This is a genomic window from Variovorax paradoxus, assembly GCF_000834655.1.
GTDB classification, from domain to species: domain Bacteria; phylum Pseudomonadota; class Gammaproteobacteria; order Burkholderiales; family Burkholderiaceae_C; genus Variovorax; species Variovorax paradoxus_F.
Map to the genome: position 1 here is coordinate 149,626 of NZ_JXQQ01000010.1, position 16,806 is coordinate 166,431.

The window sequence follows — 16,806 nt, forward strand, 5'->3', positions numbered from 1 at the left end:
CTTCCAAAGGAAACCATCATGAAGATCGTCGTCATCGGCGGCTCAGGCCTCATCGGCTCGAAGGTCGTCAACAAGCTGCGCGAAGGCGGGCATGAAGTCGTCGCCGCATCGCCCGCATCGGGCGTCAACACCCTCACCGGCGAAGGCCTGGCCGAAGTACTCGAGGGCACGCAGGTGGTGCTCGACGTGGCGAACTCGCCTTCGTTCGAGGACAAGGCGGTGCTCGAGTTCTTCGAGACCTCGGGGCGCAACCTGCTGGCCGCCGAAGCCGTGGCCGGTGTGAAGCACCACGTTGCCCTGTCGGTGGTCGGTACTGACCGGCTGTCCGAGAGCGGGTACTTCCGCGGCAAGATCGCGCAGGAAAAGCTCATCCGCGAATCGAAGATCCCCTACACGATCGTGCATTCGACGCAGTTCCTCGAGTTCCTCGGCGGCATTGCGCAGTCGGGCACCGACGGTGACACGGTGCGCCTTTCGCCGGCCTTCGTGCAACCCATCGCCTCGGACGACGTGGCCGCCGCGGTGGCCGACTACACCGTCGGCACCCCGCTGAACGGCGTGGTCGAGATCGCAGGCCCGGAGCGGGTGCGCCTGTCCGACCTGGTGCAGCGCTTTCTCACTGCCACCAACGACCAGCGCAAGGTCGTGCAGGACGTGCACGCACGCTACTTCGGCGCGGAGTTGAAGGACGACACGCTGGTGCCCGGCGCCAACCCGCGCATCGGCGCATTGAACTTCGAAACCTGGTTCGCGTTGCCCAAGCCGGCACGCTGAAAACCGGCCGCCACGGCCATCGCAGGCACGCATCGTCGCCGGGCGTCCCTCGGACCGGCGCGTGCCTGCGCCCTCCTTCAATTCTCTGGAAATCGAATGTCCCAAAACCTCGCGCACTCCGCCATTGCCGATACGAAGCTGGCGGCCATCCGCCGCGGACGCTACGTGGTCGATCCGACCCACACGCGGGTGCTGTTCAGCGTTTCACACTTCGGCTTCTCGACCTACTTCGGCGAATTCACCGGGCCGCAGGGAACGCTCGACGTGGCGCCCTCGACCAGCGGTGGCGCCGCCGAGTTGGCCGTGTCCGTGCCGGTGGCCAACGTGTCGACCTCGAACCGCACGCTGGACGGCGAACTGCGCAGCAGCGACTGGCTAGATGCCGAGCGCTTTCCGTTGCTCGCCTTCAGGTCGGCATCGCCCGTCGCCCTGGCCGACAACTCATTCCAGGTGATGGGCACGCTCCAGCTGCATGGCGTCGAGCGCGAAGTCACCTTCGATGCGAGTTTCGTCGGTGCGGGGATCAACCCAAAGAAGCAGGTCTACACCATCGGCTTCGACATTCGCGGACGCATCCGACGCAGCGACTTCGGCGTGAACGCCGGGCTGCCGCTGATCGGCGACGAACTTGGCCTGATCATCAGCGCGGCCTTCGAACTCGAGGCCGCAGCATGACCCCCCCCAACGACATCGACAACGACATCGACGCACTCTCCGCGGCGGAAACGGCGCGGCTGGTGCAGGCTCGCCGGTTGAGCCCGTCGGAGGTGCTCGACGCGGCCATCCGCCGCATCGAGGCACGCAACCCGGCACTCAACGCCTTCGTCCACCTGGGTTTCGACGACGCGCGCAAGAGTGCCCGGCGGCTCGAGCAACGGCTGTTCGACGGAGAGTACGTGGGCGTTCTCGCCGGCGTGCCGACGGCTATGAAGGACCTGTTCGGCCACTACCCCGGATGGCCCGCGACGATCGGCGGCATCCCGGCGCTCAGGCACAGCCGCGCGGAGGCGCCGAGCCTCTTTCCGCAACGGATGCAGCGTGCCGGCGCGATCGTCGTCGGCGCGACCAACAGCCCCGTCTTCGGTTTTCGCGGAACCTGCGACAACGAGCTCTTCGGGCCGACGTGCAATCCGTTCGACCTTTCGCGCAACAGCGGCGGTTCTTCGGGCGGCAGCGCGGCCGCCGTCGCGGACGGCATGCTGGCGCTGGCTGGCGCAAACGACGGCGGCGGCTCGATCCGGATTCCCGCCGCTTGGTGCGGCGTGTTCGGCTTCCAGCCTTCCCAGGGCGTGGTGCCGCAGGCTGCCCGGCCCAACGGCTTCGACCAGGTGTCACCGTATGTCTACGACGGCCCGGTCGCGCGCACCGTCGAGGACGCCGCGCTGGCCATGTCGGCGCTCGCAAGCTACGACACCTCGGACCCAACCAGCGTGGCGAGCGCGATGGACTGGATGGCCCCGTTGCGCCGATCCGTCTCCGGCATGCGCATCGGCCTGTCGCTCGACCTCGGCGGATTCGCGGTGGAGCCCCCGGTGGCCGACGCGATCCGGCGCGCGGCGCTGGTGTTCGAGCAGCTCGGTGCCAAGGTGGAGTTGGTCGATTTTCCGCTGCGCCATTCGCAGCAGTCGCTCAGCGCGCTGTGGTGCCGCCTGGTCGGCACGCGCATGCTCGCCGGGCTCGAGGCCTTCAAGGCGCAGGGCCTCGACCTGATGAGCACCGCACAGGTGCCGCAGGAGCTGCTCGACTGCATCGAGGACGCCGGGCGCATGACGCTCGCGGAAATCCAGGCGGCGCAGCAGACCCGCACCTCGGTCTACGACAGCTTCGAGGCGACGTTCCAAAAGTTCGACCTGCTGCTCACGCCGACCGTGGGGTGCCTTGCGGTGAAGAACATGGCGCGCGGAAGAACCGTCGGCCCGAGCCGCATCGACGGCATCGACGTCGACCCGCTGATCGGCGGGGCACTGACCTACCTGACCAACTTCACCGGGCATCCCGCAGCGTCCATTCCCGCGGGCCTGGTCGACGGCCTGCCGGTCGGCTTGCAGATCATCGGCCGCCGGCGCGCGGACGCCGATGTGCTGGCCGCGAGCGCCGAGTTCGAACGCGCCCGGCCCTGGGCGCACACCTACCCCTTCACGCGCCAGCAGCGCCCGGGCGCCAACGGCGGTGCGCACGGCCACGGCCACGGCCCCGCTCTAGCCGCGGGAACCGTCTGAGGTCGTGCGCCTGGCGGGCCACACCCACACGAAAGACCATTCCCTTGCCATGACCCCGTTGCAACCGCCTCCCACCACGCTGCTTGACAAATACCATGGGCCGGCGTTCGAACCGATCTACACGACGACCGTCACGGTCACCGGCGGCGAGGCCGGGCATGGGCGAGCCTCGGGCGTCGCGCGCTCCGACGACGGCAACCTCGACGTGGCGCTGCGGCTGCCGGTCGAGCTCGGCGGGGACGGTGGCGGAACCAACCCGGAGCAGTTGTTCGCCGCGGCCTACGCCGCGTGCTTTCACGGCGCGTTGAACCTGCTGGCGGCAAGGAGCCGGGTCGCGGTGCACGACGCGAGCGTGGAGGTGTCGGTGGCCTTCGGGCGCGACCCGGTGGACGGCCTCTTCATGCTCACGGCGGATGTCAGGATTCACCTGCCCGACGTCGAGAAGAGCGTGGCCGAAACGCTGGTGCGCAACACCGAGAGGTTCTGCCCCTACGCGAAGATGGCCCGGAACGGCATCACCAGCATCGTTGCGCTGGCAACCTAGGCCGCGCATCACAGCGCCAACCTGACATCGGTCGCCTCGATGCCCTTCTTCCACAGCGCCAGGTCGCGCACCAGCAGCCCGGCAAACTCTTCAGGCGCGAGGCGCCAGGGGCGGATGCCGAACTCCGCCAGCCGCTGCGCGACAGCCGGCTTGCCGAGCACGGCATCCAGCGCCTGTGCCAGGCGCCGGACGATGGCATCCGGCGTCCGGGCGGGCGCGAAGACGCCGAACCAGCTGACGATGTCGAACAACGGGTGATCGGCGCCCGCCTCGCGCAGGGTGGGCACGTTCGGCACCTCGGGCATGCGCTGCAGCGCGGCAACGGCCAGGAGCCGCAACCGGCCGGCGCCGACGTGCTGCTGCACGAGCCCGATGGCGAAGAAGCCGCACGTCGCCTGGCGGCCCAGCACGTCCTGCAGGGCCGCCGCCTCGCCCTTGTAGGGCACGTGCGTCATCCGCACACCGATGCTGCGGTTGAGCCCCTCGCCCGCCAGATGGTGATGCGAGCCGGCGCCCGGCGATACGAACGAGACCTCGGGCCCTTTCTCGCGCGCATGGGCGGCAAGATCGGCAAAGCCTTGAAAGGGCGCGTCGGCATGCACCGCCAGCACCAGGTACGACGAACCGATCGCACCCACGGGCGTGAAGTCCTTCAATGGGTCGTAGCCGGGCTGGGCATAGACCAGGGCGTTCGACAGCAGGAACGACGGCGTCATGAGGAAGGAGTGGCCGTCGGGTGCCGCCCTGGCCACCCGGCGGGCGGCGATCATGCCGCCACCGCCGGGGCGGTTGTCGACGATGAACCGGCGCCCGTAGGCCTCGCCGAGCCCGGCGTCGAGCAGCAGTCGCGCGACGATGTCCGAGGGACCGCCCGGCGGAAAGCCGACGGTCAGCTGCACGATGTCGGACTGCGCCAGGGCCAGCGCCGGCCGGGCGATCAGCGACGCCACGCCCGCAGTCACGAGCGAACGCCGCAACGCATCGGCGGCTTCGTTGTAGGGCTTCATGGTGACCCGTTCAGCTGCGTGCCGGTGAGCGATTCACTCAAGCGCCACAGCCGGTCGGCCAAGTCCGGGTCGACGGCCCAAGGACGCACGCCACCACGCTCGCCGCTGCCTGCGGCGTTGATGCGGGCGACATCGCAGTTTTCGCAATAGACCCCGCCGAGGCCGTCGAGCTGCGCGCTCGTGGCGCACCAGACTGTGGTGGCCGCACCCTGCTGCACGTTCTTCAGGTCACGCTCGGGAGCCACGATCACCTGCCCATTGGCGTCATGCACGCCGAAGGTCGCGATTTCTTCCGGTGTCAGGTGGCGGGCGAGCGGCCCCAGCACCGAGCCCGGGTGCACCGAGAAGGCACGGATGCCCTCGGGGGCGCCCAGCGCATCGAGCGCGACTGCGAACAGCGCGTTGGCGGTCTTGGATTGGCCGTAGGCCACCCACTTGTCGTAGGCGCGGCGTTCGAAATGGACGTCGTCGAAGTCGATGCCCGCGATCTGGTGCCCTCCCGAAGACAGCGACACTACGCGGGCACCACCGGCCCTGCGCAACGCCGGCCACAGCCGCGCGCTCAGCTGGAAATGCCCCAGGTGGTTGGTGGAAAACTGCGACTCATAGCCGCGCGCATCGCGCGCGAACGGCGTCGCCATGATGCCGGCGCTGTTGACCAGAATGTCCAGCGCGCGGCCGGACGCGAGGAACCTCAGGGCAAACGCGTCGACGGACTCGGGCTGCGACAGTTCGAGCATTTCCTGCTCGACGTTCGGCAAGCCCTCGAGCGCGGCGCGGGCCCGCTCGGGCGAACGCGCCGGAACGATCACACGGGCGCCGGCCTGTGCCAGGACACGCACCGTCTCCAAGCCCAGCCCGGAATATCCGCCGGTGACGATGGCCGTCTTGCCGGCCAGGGAGGTCTGGCCAATGGCTTCTTCGGCCGTGGTGCTCGCGTTGAAGCCGGTGCCGATGGGAACCTGATTGAATGGCATGTCGCCGTTTTCCTTCTTGAAGAATGGTGAGGTCAGAGACGGCGTCATCCGGTGCAGTCCGCGGCGCACGACAGGTCGAGCGCGCGGATGCCCGCCGCCATGTAGTCGATGAAGACGCGCATTCTTTCGGGAAGATGCTGCCGGCTCTGATAGCAGAGGTAGTGCCCGCTGTCGTCGGGCGCGTGTTGCAGAAGGCACGCAACCAGATCGCCGCTGCGCAACAGGTCGCACACCTGGTAGGCCGCCATCTGCGCAATGCCTTGCCCGTCGAGCACCGCCTGCAGCACCAGGTCGGCGTCGTTGAAGGTGTACAGCGCGCCGGGCAGCAGTTTTTGCATGATGCCGCCGGCTTTGAATTCCCATTCGTACATGCGCCCCGACGCCAGCCGGAAGTTGATGCAGCGGTGCTCGGCAATCTCCTCGATGGTGCCGGGCAGCCCGTGCGCGAGCGCATACCCGGGCGACGCGCACACCAGCATCTGCATCGGGATCATCTGCCTGGCGATGATCTGGCTGTCTTCCAGGCGTCCGTTGCGAAACGAAAGATCGATGCCGTCCTGCGTGAAGTCGTTCAGGCTGTCGTCCAGCACGAGGTCGATGTGGACGTCCGGATAGCTTTGCCTGAACCCCTTGAGCAGCGGCGCGACGACCTTGCGTCCGAAACCCACGGTCGAGCCGACGCGCAGATGGCCGCGGACTGGGCCCTGGCGCAGCTCGCGCATGTTGTCCAGCGCCTGTGCAAGCTGCTCCACGCCGGGGCGGCAGTTGGCGAAAAAGAGCTCACCCTCGGCGGTAAGCGAGGTCGCCCGCGTGGTGCGATGGAACAGCCGCGTCCCGAGATTGGCCTCCAGCTTCTGCACGCTGCGGCTCACGGCCGAGCGCCCGACGCCCAGCCGGTCGCTCGCCCGCGCGAAGCTGCCCTCGGTCGCCACCGCGATGAACGTGACGACGCCGGCATAGCTCGTGGAGAAGTTCGATGCCACCGCATCGCTGCTGCTGCCGGGCGCGGGGCTTGCTTGAAGTGAAGGCATGAGGGCTCTCTGGGGAGGGTTCGGCCTGGAAGCCGGCCGAGCGCCGACTTCCACACCCCCCGATCAGAACGCCAGCCGCGTGCCACCGCCATTGGACGTTGGTGTCGGCGACACCAAGGTATGACAGGAATGGTGTCCGGCGGCAGGCCGGCCCGAACCGACCGAACCGTCCGAACCGCGAATGATGGAAAACCAACACCAAGGTGTCATGGACGTTTGTAACCGCCTGGCGCATTCTCGCGACTTGGCGACTGTCACGGAAAGGGCCTGAATGGATAACGACCACAGGCAAGCGGAGGCGATGCCGATGGCAGGCATGCACAGGCGAAGGCATGGGCCCGGTGCCGCGGCGCAGCAAGCAATGAGGCATTCATGATGGCGGTGGTCCGCTCACTTATTTCCGTCGTCGACGACGACCAGTCCGTGCGCGAGTCGCTGCCCGACCTGCTCAACGAATTCGGCTTTGCCGTCGAAACCTTTGCCTCGGCCGAAGAGTTCCTGGCATCCGGCTTCATCGACAAGACGCATTGCCTGATCCTGGACGTGACGATGCCGGGCATTTCGGGCCTCGAACTGCAGCGCGAGCTGCGGCTGCGGGGCCATGCGGTGCCGATCGTCTTCATCACCGCGCACGCCGACGAATCGATCCGCCCGCTGATGATTGAGCAAGGCGCGGTGGACTGCCTGTTCAAGCCCTTCAGCGAAAGCGCACTGCTTGACGCGCTGAATACCGCGCTGCAGCGGGAATAGACAGTTTGCCCGGCCGTATCCATGCGACCATGAGCCCTAGCGCACACGCCATGATCAGCACCACGCCCCTTGTCTTTATCGTCGACGACGATGTTTCCGTGCGCGAGTCGCTGGAGTCTCTGGTGGAGTGCGCCGGCTGGACGCCCGAGACCTTCTCGTCGGCCCGCGACTTCCTTGCCCGCGAACGCCCTTGCGCGCCATGCTGCCTGGTGTTGGACGTTGGCCTTCCCGACCTCAACGGGCTCGACCTGCAAAAGCAGATCGGCGTGGACCGCACGGACATGCCGATCATCTTCATCACCGGGTACGGCAGCGTGCCGATGACGGTGCAGGCCATGAAGGCCGGTGCGATCGAGTTCCTGACGAAGCCTTTCGACGACGAAGTGCTGATCACCGCCATCAGCCACGCCATCGACACCAGCCGCATCGCGCTGGCCCGCGAAGAAGGCATGCGTACGCTGCGCGAGACCCACGAGGCGCTGAGCCGGCGCGAACGGGAGGTCATGGCGCTGGTTGTCTCCGGCCTGCTCAACAAGCAGGTGGGCAGCGAGCTCGGCATCAGCGAGATCACTGTGAAGGCGCATCGCGGCCGGGTCATGCAGAAGATGAACGCCAACTCGCTGGCCGACCTGGTGAACATGGCGGCGCGACTGGGGCTGCCGGCCGCACCAGGCCGATGACCACCGTTGACGGCCGCTGACCGCTGACGCTGAGGTACGGACGCGAGCGCCGAGGCCTCAAGGCGCCGAAAACGCGCCGTCCGGCGGCGGCACGCCGCGCGGCACCGAGAACGAGAACGTGGCGCCCGCGCCGTCGTTCGACGACGCCCACAGACGTCCATGGTGGCTTTCGATGATGGAGCGGCTGACCGACAGCCCCATTCCCATGCCACCAGCCTTCGTGGTGTAGAAGGCCTCGAAGAGCCGGTCCATGCCCTTGGGGTCGAGCCCGCTGCCGGTGTCGCGCACGGTCAGGCGCACTTCATCGTTTTCGTCGACGCTGGTTGCGATCGTCAGCTGGCGCGGGCGGTCGTAGACGTCGGCCATGGCGTCCGATGCATTCAGCAGCAGATTCAGCATGACCTGCTGGAGCTGCACCCGGTCGCCGAGCACCGGCGGCAAGTCCGCCGCCAGGTCGATCTGGAGCATCACCCTGCTGCGTTGCAGCTCGATGGACGACAGCGAAAGCACTTCGCGCACCGCCTCGTTCAGGTCCACCAGCTCGGTGATGGTGCCTTTCTGGCCGAACAGCGCCCTCAAGCGCTTGATCACATCAGCTGCGCGATGGCCGTCGCGTATCGAGCGCTGCGCGGTCTTGCGCGCACCCTCGATGTTCGGCGGATCGGCGGCCAGCATCCGCAGGCAGGTGCTCGCGTTGGTGACGATGCCCAGCAAGGGTTGGTTGACCTCGTGCGCAATGGATGCGGTCAGCACGCCCAACGTGGTGATGCGGGCCACGTGCGCCAGTTCGGAGCGCGCCTTGCCGAGCGCCTCTTCGGCCAGGTAGCGCTGCGTGACGTCCTGGACGGCGCCGATGTATTCGACTTCGCCATTCTTGTCGCGCGTGGCATGCGCCACCAGATGGAAATGCTTGACCGAGAAATCGGGCATGACCATGCGCACCCTGTAGTCCAGATCGGTCGCCGGGCCGCGCGCGATGGCAATCATCTCTTCCAGCACCGGGAGGTCTTCAGGATGGTAGCGGGCGGCAATCAGCGCCGGCGTGATCGGCTCGTCGGGGTCGAGCTCGTAAAGCCGGTAGGTCTGTGCCGAGAACGTGATCGCGTCGGTGGCGACATGCCAATAGAAGCTCCCGGTCGCGCTGAGGTACTGCGCTTCCCTCAACCAGGTTTCGCTGCGCTGCAGATCGGAATACAGCCGCGCGTTCTCCAGCCAGATGGCCGCTTGCGACGCAAGAAAGTCCAGCACGGCCACCCGGTCCGCGGTGAACGCGCGCGTGGCGAGGTTGTTTTCGAGGTACAGCACGCCGATGACGTCCTCCTCCCGGAAGATCGGCAAGCACAGCACCGACCTGGGCCTGTTGCTGCGAACGTAGGCGTCCAGCGCATGCAGGCCGTCGGCGGAGGCGTCGTCCAGCACCACCCGCTGGCCCGTGCGCAGGACATAGTGCAGCGCCGACTGCGGCAGGTCGGACGGCAGGACACGCACGCTCTGCACCACGACCTCCACGCGGCCCTGGCCGGTGAAGGCTTTCGCTTCGACATGAGGCTCGCCCGCATGGACTAGGATCAGAAGACCGCGCTCGGCGCCGGCATGCTCGACGGCCAGGCGCATGAGCTTTTCGAGCAGGCTGGGCAGGATCATCACGCTCGACAGCGTCTTGGAGGCCTTGCCGACGGTCTCGACATCCAGTTGCGCCACCGGCTTCTCGATGGTCGCAATGCCGGCGCCGGGCGGCGCGCGCTCGCGCAGATGCGGATAGTGCGCGTCGAAAAGCTTCAGCTTGGCCATCGCGCCCCATTCCTCGTAGCAGGCCCGTGCGTTGCGCAAGTAGGCGTCGGCCGCCGTGTCCAGCGCGCAGGCGGCATGGAACCGACCGGCAAGCTCGTTGGCAAGGCCTTCGTTCTGCACGAAGCCGTAGCGGCGTGCGAGCCGAACCGCCTCTTCGTACAGGGCCTGCGCCTGCAGGCTGCGGCCTTCGAGCCGTGCGATCTCGGCGCCGACCAGCGCCTTGCGATTGCCGAAGTTCTCCGGGCAGTTCTCCGCCCAGGCGGTGATCCGGGCGTAGTGCACGCCAAGCTCCCGCAGACGGCTTTCTCGCTGGCCGACGGCGTCGCTGTCGGCCGCGGCTGCGCAAGTTAATGCCGCGTAGAAGTCGTATTCGGCCTCTTCGATGGAAGAGCGCATGGCCCAGCGAATGCCTTCCACGTGCCCGGCGGCGGCCAACGCCGCCTCGAAGTCTTCCGCGAAGAAGCGCTCCTGCAGCCGGAACACCCAGTAGTAGCAGACCATCATCGCCAGGCCGGGATGCGGCTCCACGTCCTGGCCAGCCCATGCATCGTCGTCGGGCCGGTGCTCGGTCTGCAGGCCGCGAAGCTTCCTCACGAGATCGAGCTGCCCGATGAAGCGATCAGTGGGCAGTCCCAATTCGACACCGCTCGCGAAGGCGATGACCTGCTCGGTTTCACGTTGCACCTGGCCCAGGGGAACACCCGATGCAAGCAGGTGCGTGATCAGGTTGCGTGAGTTGTAGGCGGCAAAAGCCTTGTCGCCCATCGCGCTGCCCACGCGAAAGGCATGCGTCATGAGCGGTTCGCACAGCGGCAGGTGCTTGATCCACGGCATCGTGAAGGCCGCGAAGCACGAGTACACGCGCGCCTTGAAACGGTCCATGCCACGGCGGTCCACCAAGTCGCACGCAAGCTGGCCCAGCGCGTAGGCGGTGGTGTAGTCGCCGAACTGCGGGCCCAGCACCATGTTGAGCGCGGAGTAGGCAACGCTCGAACTCTCGCAGTTGCCATGCTGCAAGCTGAGGTTGGTCATTCGCAGCAGCACGAGCCCGAGGAGATGCCGGTCGACGGCATACGCCGCTGGAAACAACTCGGTCAGGATCGCCATTGTGGCGATGCAGACTGGATCGTCCATGACAGGCATGTCGATGAGCGCCGACGCCTGACGGGGCGCGAAGCGCTCCTTCATCTCGAGGTATTCGCGGCGAACCTCTTCTTCGGCGGGACGCGAGGTCCAGGCGATGCCCACGCTCGGCAGGATCGCCAGGGCCACATCGACGGCGCGCTCGTTCCTTCCCGTCGTGAAATACAGCAGCACCGACAGGCACGCAACCTCGATCCGCGGGATCAGCCCTTGCGCCCGATGCGCGAGTTCGGCCAGGCGCGTTTCGGCGCCGGCCATCTCGCCGCAGACGATCTCGCATTCGGCGCAGTCTCGCTGCAGCTCGAAGGCGAGCGCGTGATGGTGCGCCCAGCCGCTCTCGCCCAGCAAGCCGAGGCCGGATGCAAAGTACGCCCTGGCGGCAGCGTAGGCGCTGGAGGCTTTCGCGCGCTTGCCGGCCATGAGGTAGAGCGCTGCGGTCGACTCGCGCTCCACGGGCGATTCGATGGCCGGCGCGCCGCGTTCGAACTGGTTGACGATCTCGAAGACCTTCTCGTCGAGTTCCGACGCGGGCGTCAGCGACAAGAGCACCCGGCCGATGCGCAGATGTTCCCGAGCCCGAGCCGCCTGGGGGATCGACGCGTAGGCCGCCTCCTGGACGCGGTCGTGCACGAAATTGAAGGCGTTGCCGGCATGCAGGAGCAGGCCCGCGTCGACGGCGTCCTGCAGGGCCGCCTGCACCTCGGCATCGGCGCTTTCTCGAACCCGCGCCAGCGTTCGGATTGCCGCACCGTTGCCCAGGCAGGCAAGCTGGCCCAGCGCCTCCTGTGTGCTGCGGGGAAGGCGTCTGAGCTTGGCCGACATGAGGTGCGCCACGTTGTCCGTGATGCCCTTGGCGCGCATGCCTGCAATGTCCCACCGCCAGGCGGTGGTGCCGGCGTCAAAGGCGAGCAATCCCTCGTCGGCCAGCGCGGTGATGAACTGCACGGCGAAGAAGGGGTTTCCCGCTGTCTTCTCGCGCACCAGTTCGGCGAGCGGGCGCGCCCGCGCGGCGTCGGTGCCGAGCGCGTCCGCGCAAAGCTGCGCCAGGTGGTCCACCTGCAAGGGCCCCAGCGCGATCTCGCACACGGCGCCGCCGCCGGAGCGGATGCCCGCGAGCGTGCGGCTCAGCGGGTGCGCGTCGCCGACCTCGTCGTCGCGATAGGCGCCGATGAACATGAGGTGGTTCGCCTCCTTGCGCGTCACCAGCCGCTCGAGCAACTCGAGGGTTGCCGAGTCCAGCCATTGCAGGTCATCGATGAACAGGACCAGCGGATGGTCCGGCGTGGCAAAAACCCCGAGCAGGTCGCGAAACACCCGGTGAAAACGCACCTGCGCCGACTGCGCATCGAGCTGCACGACGGCGGGCTGTTCGCCGATGACCAGCGCCAGTTCGGGAATTATGTTCACCATGAGCTGCCCATCGGGACCCAGCGCCACGAGCAGGGCGTCGCGCCATTGCGCAAGCTCCGCATCGCTCTTGTTCAGCAGCTCGCGCACCAGGCCCTGAAAGCCCTGCGCCAGCGTGGCGTACGGAATGTCACGCTTGTACTGGTCGAACTTGCCGGTGGCGAACATGCCACGACGCGGAACGAGTGCCTTGTGCAGCTCGTTGACGAGCGACGACTTGCCGATGCCCGAATAGCCCGACAGCAAGACGATTTCGCAGCTGCCCTGAACGATGACCCGGTCGAACGCGGCCAGCAACGCAGCGATCTCCACGTCGCGGCCGTAGAGCCTCTCGGGGATGAGCAACGCTTCCCCCAAGTCTTGTTCACCCAGCGCGAACATCTCGACGGTGCCATGCGCAACTTGGGCCGCAAGACACGTGCGTAAGTCTGCCTCGACACCCTTGGCCGTGCGATAGCGATCTTCGGGGTTCTTGGCCAGCAGCTTCAAGACGATGCCGTCGATGGCCTGAGGCAATCCGTCGGCGCGTACGCTCGGTGGCAGAGGCTGTCTCGCGATGTGGCAATGGATCCATTCCATCGGTTCGCTGGCGGTGAACGGCAAGCGGCCCGTGAACAGCTCGTACAGGGTGACGCCGAGCGAATACAGGTCGCTGCGCGCGTCCATTGAGCGATTCATGCGACCCGTCTGCTCCGGCGCCATGTAGGCGAAGGTGCCCGCGATGACCTCGGGAGGCGCCGGCGCTTGGCGCTCGCTGCGCAGGCGGGACGCAATGCCGAAGCCCGTCAGGCGCACCTGCCCTTCGCTGTCGACCAGCACGTTCTCTGGCTTGATGTCCTTGTGGATGAGGCCCTGTCGATGAATGTGACCAATGGCGTTGGCCAGGTCGGCCGCCAATCGCAGCTGCTGTGGCAGATCGAGGGCTTCGTTGCGCGACTTGGCGAGGATAACGTCCAGCGGCGCGCCACCTGCGTCCTCAAGCAGCAGCATTTGCCGGCCTTCGAACCGCGTCAGGGCGAGCGGGCGTGCCGCCCAGGACGAATCCAGATCACCGGCCAGCGAGTTTTCATGTACCAAGCGCCTGACGCTGCGCGCGGACGAGGGTGCCATGAGAGCGAGCGCAAGCACAGACGGCCTGCCGGGGGCACGGCGTCTGTACAAGGTGAAGTCTGTTCCGGGCCTGAGGACTTCAAATGAATATCCGCTCTCTGGCATCGGGCCCTTTGGACATAGTCGTTTCCCGATCATGAATGTTTGCGCATACATCGTCTATCCCTACTTTGGTATCGATCTTCGAAGACGAGAGTCGCGCGACACTTTTAGTGCTTAATGCCTTTTGGTCCGATTGGTTGATTCCCGGGACGCAGCGTCATTGCGACACCCGCCGGTATCGACCATTGATGAGCCAACAACGTCGACTTCAGCGCCGCGGTCATCGACCGCGATCCGGCCGAGAGTGATCACAGAGTTCGCTTTGACAGACGATGAGCGTGTTGCGATCTCCTTCGGCGCATCTTCGCGCTTGGCGCGGGGGCATGGCGTTCGTGTTACGTCGCGTAAGCGATCTCGGGCGAGTCGATCGCGTTGGTTGCTCCTTTCGGCAGCCAAGCGCAACCCATTCAGCGTTCAGATGGGCCCCTCGGGTCGGTCCAGCATGAGCGAACCGGGATCATTGCCTCGACGCGGCGAATGCCAGGCAGTGATGAAAAGATTCACCCCTGTCCAATGGAAATACCGACTAGCCTTGGCCGATGCGCTCAGCCATTCCGGCGACGCTGGGTCTTCCAGTCGCATCGAGAGCATGTCGACACGGCGAACACAACCAGCGGAAATAAAAAAGCCTCGCGAATGCGAGGCTTCTTCGACACTGACGGGTCCGACGTAACCAACCCTGGTGCGCTCCGTGATGGACTCCTGGCCTTTCAACCGAGGAAAGCGTGGCGGTGTTGCTGACGCAAGCATAACCCGCCGAAGCATGCAATTCGACAACTTCATGGGTCGCCACGCCAAAGGATGTTCTTCTGTGCCGCGGGCCGCACCATGCGGCGAGCCACAGGTCGCTGGCCCTGATTGCGTGTACAACTAAGCCCAACCTGCCGCGGCGGTTCGCCTGCCCTGATGCGGCACGACGTGCCGTCCAGCCTGGCCTCTTCCCCGTAGCAGTAGTTGCCAAAGTCGCCAGTTGCAGCACGCCGAGGAGATGGAAGGTCCTCGCGCACCTCCTCGGCGCGTGGTCCTCTGTTCAAGGCCACTCAACGAAAATCCCGACTCATGGTGGCCGCGCCCAACCGACCGAGCAACAGCGTCAGGTCTTCCAGCCGCACCGCGATCAGGTTCTTCACCAGTCCTTCGCGTTGCCACCTGCCGTGCACGACCATGAGCCGCGCACCGAGCAGCTCCTGGCGCTGCACTTCCCGCAGGCTCTTCCAAACGATGACCTGGACGACACCCGTCTCGTCTTCCAACGACAGAAAGATCGTGCCCTTCGCCGTCTCTGGTTGCTGACGCAGGGTGACGATGCCGCAGTGGCTCACGTGCTCGCCATCCTCGATCCCTTCCAGGTCCTGTGCGGTCATCAGACCGCGCAGCGTCAGGCGTTCTCGCAGCAAAGCCAGCGGATGCCGGCGCAAGGTCAGCCCGGTGGACGCATAGTCGAACACGATCTCCTCGCCCTCCGGCGCTTCGTCCAGCGCGAGGAAGTCCTCGTCAACCGGTGCCTCGCGCAGTAGGCCCGGCGCAGCATGCAGCCCCGCCGCCTCCCAGACCTGCTGGCGCCGGTGACCCGACAGGCTCATCAGTGCATCGGCGGCGGCCAACAGCTTCAACTCGTGCAACTCGAGCCGCGCACGCAGCGCCAGGTCTTCGGCGCTGTCGAAGACCTGCTGACTGCGCGCCGCGACGATGCGATCGGCTGACGACGCCTTGAGCCCGGCGATCATGCGCAACCCGAGTCGCACCGCAGGTTCGTGATGCAGGTCTTCCAAGGTGCAGTCCACGTCGCTGTACATCACATCGACGGGCCGAACCTCGACGGCATGCCGGCGCGCGTCCTGCACCAGCTGAGACGGCGAGTAAAAACCCAGCGGCTGCGAATTGAGCATGGCCGCCAGGAACTCCGCAGGGTGATGGCACTTGATCCAGCAGCTCGCGTAGACCAGCAGCGCGAACGAAGCGGCGTGGCTTTCCGGGAAGCCGTACTCGCTGAACCCCTTGATCTGCTCGAAGATCGCCTTCGCGAAGCTCTCCTCGTAGCCTCGCGACGTCATGCCGTCCACGATCTTCGAGTAGTAGTGCTCCAGCCCGCCCTTGCGCTTCCAGGCCGCCATCGAACGCCGAAGCCCGTCGGCTTCCCCGGGAGTGAAGCCGGCCGCGAGGATGGAGATCTGCATCACCTGCTTCTGGAACACAGGCACGCCCAGCGTGCGGCCCAGCGCTTCCTTCAATGCCTCGCTCGGATACACCACGGGCTCCCTGCCCTGCCGCCGCGCGAGGTACGGATGCACCATCCCGCCCTGGATCGGCCCGGGCCGCACGATGGCCACCTCGATGACCAGGTCGTAGAAGCAGCGCGGCTTTAACCGCGGCAGCATGCTCATCTGCGCGCGGCTTTCGATCTGGAAGACACCGACGGTGTCGGCCTTGCAAATCATGTCGTAGGTGTCGCCGTCCTCTGCCGGAATGTCCTGCATGCCGAAAACACAGCCCTTGCGCAGCCCGATGAAGTCCAGGGCCTTGCGGATTGCTGTGAGCATGCCGAGCGCCAGGCAATCCACCTTGAGCAGGCCGAGCGCGTCGAGGTCGTCCTTGTCCCATTCGATGACCGTGCGGTCGGGCATCGAGGCGTTTTCGATGGGCACCATCCTGCGCATTACACCTCTGGGACGCGCAGAACTCAGTCGCCAAACCGACGCTTGAGCCATCGCAGCCCCACTTGGCGGCGGGAGGGTCATCGGACGGCACCCAGGGCAAGCACCTCTGACGTGACTTTTGCGAATGCCCGATACGCACTTCGAGGGCGTCGTGCCGTGAGCGCGCTCGCCATCGACGCTCAACGGCTCACCGGACTGCTGCACGAATCCGTCGCCTACTGGCAGGCGAAGCCCGCTGCCTTGTCCGGTCGGGTCCGTGAAGAAGGGATCGACGACACGCTTGGCCACGAATCCCGACACCTGAGTCAGGCGCCCTTCAACGCGCTGTCCATGGCGTGCAGCAGCCGGTCTGCGTCGACCGGCTTGAAAAGCACAGGCACGCCCGACTCCCTCACCCTCTGAAGCCGCTCCGGCGCGGTCTCGCCGGTGACCATCAGCAGCGGCAAACGCACGCCGTTGCGCCAACGCAGGCGCAGGCCCGCGTCGAGTCCGCTGCCACCGCTCGCCAAGCGGTAGTCGCAAAGCAGCAGTTCGAACGGTCGTCCCTCGGTTTCCGCTTGAGACAGCGAACTCACCCGGTTCGAGTTGTCGCGCAAAGAGCGACACTGGGCGCT

At 66.4% G+C, this 16,806-nt stretch carries 12 protein-coding genes; 6 read left to right on the plus strand and 6 right to left on the minus strand.

What is annotated here, in order from left to right; all coding sequences use genetic code 11:
* The first annotated feature begins 18 nt into the window (after positions 1 to 18).
* The 4 genes from RT97_RS05400 to RT97_RS05415 all read left to right on the plus strand — a co-directional run bounded on the left by RT97_RS05400 (position 19) and on the right by RT97_RS05415 (position 3,537).
* A complete protein-coding gene (locus RT97_RS05400) occupies positions 19 to 774 on the plus strand; it encodes an SDR family oxidoreductase (RefSeq protein WP_042577742.1) in 756 nt (251 codons plus the stop codon).
* Positions 775 to 870: 96 nt separating this feature from the next.
* The gene (locus tag RT97_RS05405; protein WP_042577743.1) at positions 871 to 1,449 is read left to right on the plus strand and encodes a YceI family protein; all 579 of its coding nucleotides are present in this window, start codon (positions 871 to 873) and stop codon (positions 1,447 to 1,449) included.
* Positions 1,446 to 2,993, plus strand: a complete 1,548-nt coding sequence (locus RT97_RS05410) for an amidase (RefSeq protein ID WP_080898178.1) — start codon at positions 1,446 to 1,448, stop codon at positions 2,991 to 2,993. Before RT97_RS05405 ends, RT97_RS05410 begins: the two co-directional genes overlap by 4 nt.
* Before the next feature lie 49 nt (positions 2,994 to 3,042).
* Positions 3,043 to 3,537, plus strand: a complete 495-nt coding sequence (locus RT97_RS05415; RefSeq protein WP_042577744.1) for an Ohr family peroxiredoxin — start codon at positions 3,043 to 3,045, stop codon at positions 3,535 to 3,537.
* Between the two features lie 8 nt (positions 3,538 to 3,545).
* Here the strand turns inward: RT97_RS05415 and RT97_RS05420 are convergent, their stop codons facing one another.
* The 3 genes from RT97_RS05420 to RT97_RS05430 are packed head-to-tail and all read right to left on the minus strand — an operon-like array spanning position 3,546 to position 6,552.
* Positions 3,546 to 4,544, minus strand: coding sequence for a Bug family tripartite tricarboxylate transporter substrate binding protein (locus RT97_RS05420; RefSeq protein ID WP_042577745.1), 999 nt, complete (start codon positions 4,542 to 4,544; stop codon positions 3,546 to 3,548).
* A complete protein-coding gene (locus RT97_RS05425; RefSeq protein ID WP_042577746.1) occupies positions 4,541 to 5,521 on the minus strand; it encodes an oxidoreductase in 981 nt (326 codons plus the stop codon). Before RT97_RS05425 ends, RT97_RS05420 begins: the two co-directional genes overlap by 4 nt.
* A gap of 44 nt (positions 5,522 to 5,565) precedes the next feature.
* Positions 5,566 to 6,552 (minus strand): LysR family transcriptional regulator, encoded by a 987-nt coding sequence (locus RT97_RS05430; protein ID WP_042577747.1) that lies wholly within the window; start codon positions 6,550 to 6,552, stop codon positions 5,566 to 5,568.
* A gap of 372 nt (positions 6,553 to 6,924) precedes the next feature.
* Between RT97_RS05430 and RT97_RS05435 the strand changes: the two genes are divergently transcribed.
* Positions 6,925 to 7,302, plus strand: a complete 378-nt coding sequence (locus RT97_RS05435) for a response regulator (RefSeq protein WP_253278137.1) — start codon at positions 6,925 to 6,927, stop codon at positions 7,300 to 7,302.
* 50 nt (positions 7,303 to 7,352) lie between these two features.
* Entirely contained in the window at positions 7,353 to 7,982 is a 630-nt protein-coding gene (locus tag RT97_RS05440; protein ID WP_042577748.1) for a response regulator transcription factor, read from the plus strand.
* A 57-nt stretch (positions 7,983 to 8,039) separates the two neighbouring features.
* Here the strand turns inward: RT97_RS05440 and RT97_RS05445 are convergent, their stop codons facing one another.
* The 3 genes from RT97_RS05445 to RT97_RS05455 form a co-directional block, all read right to left on the minus strand.
* Complete coding sequence (locus tag RT97_RS05445; protein WP_172672160.1) at positions 8,040 to 13,433, minus strand: trifunctional serine/threonine-protein kinase/ATP-binding protein/sensor histidine kinase; 5,394 nt, start codon at positions 13,431 to 13,433, stop codon at positions 8,040 to 8,042.
* Between the two features lie 1,142 nt (positions 13,434 to 14,575).
* Positions 14,576 to 16,180: a hypothetical protein gene (locus tag RT97_RS05450; RefSeq protein WP_253278157.1), complete on the minus strand. Its 1,605-nt coding sequence runs from the start codon at positions 16,178 to 16,180 to the stop codon at positions 14,576 to 14,578.
* A 317-nt stretch (positions 16,181 to 16,497) separates the two neighbouring features.
* Positions 16,498 to 16,788 carry a response regulator gene (locus tag RT97_RS05455; RefSeq protein WP_042577750.1) on the minus strand — a complete coding sequence of 97 codons (291 nt, stop codon included), beginning with the start codon at positions 16,786 to 16,788 and terminating at the stop codon, positions 16,498 to 16,500.
* Positions 16,789 to 16,806: the final 18 nt, after the last annotated feature.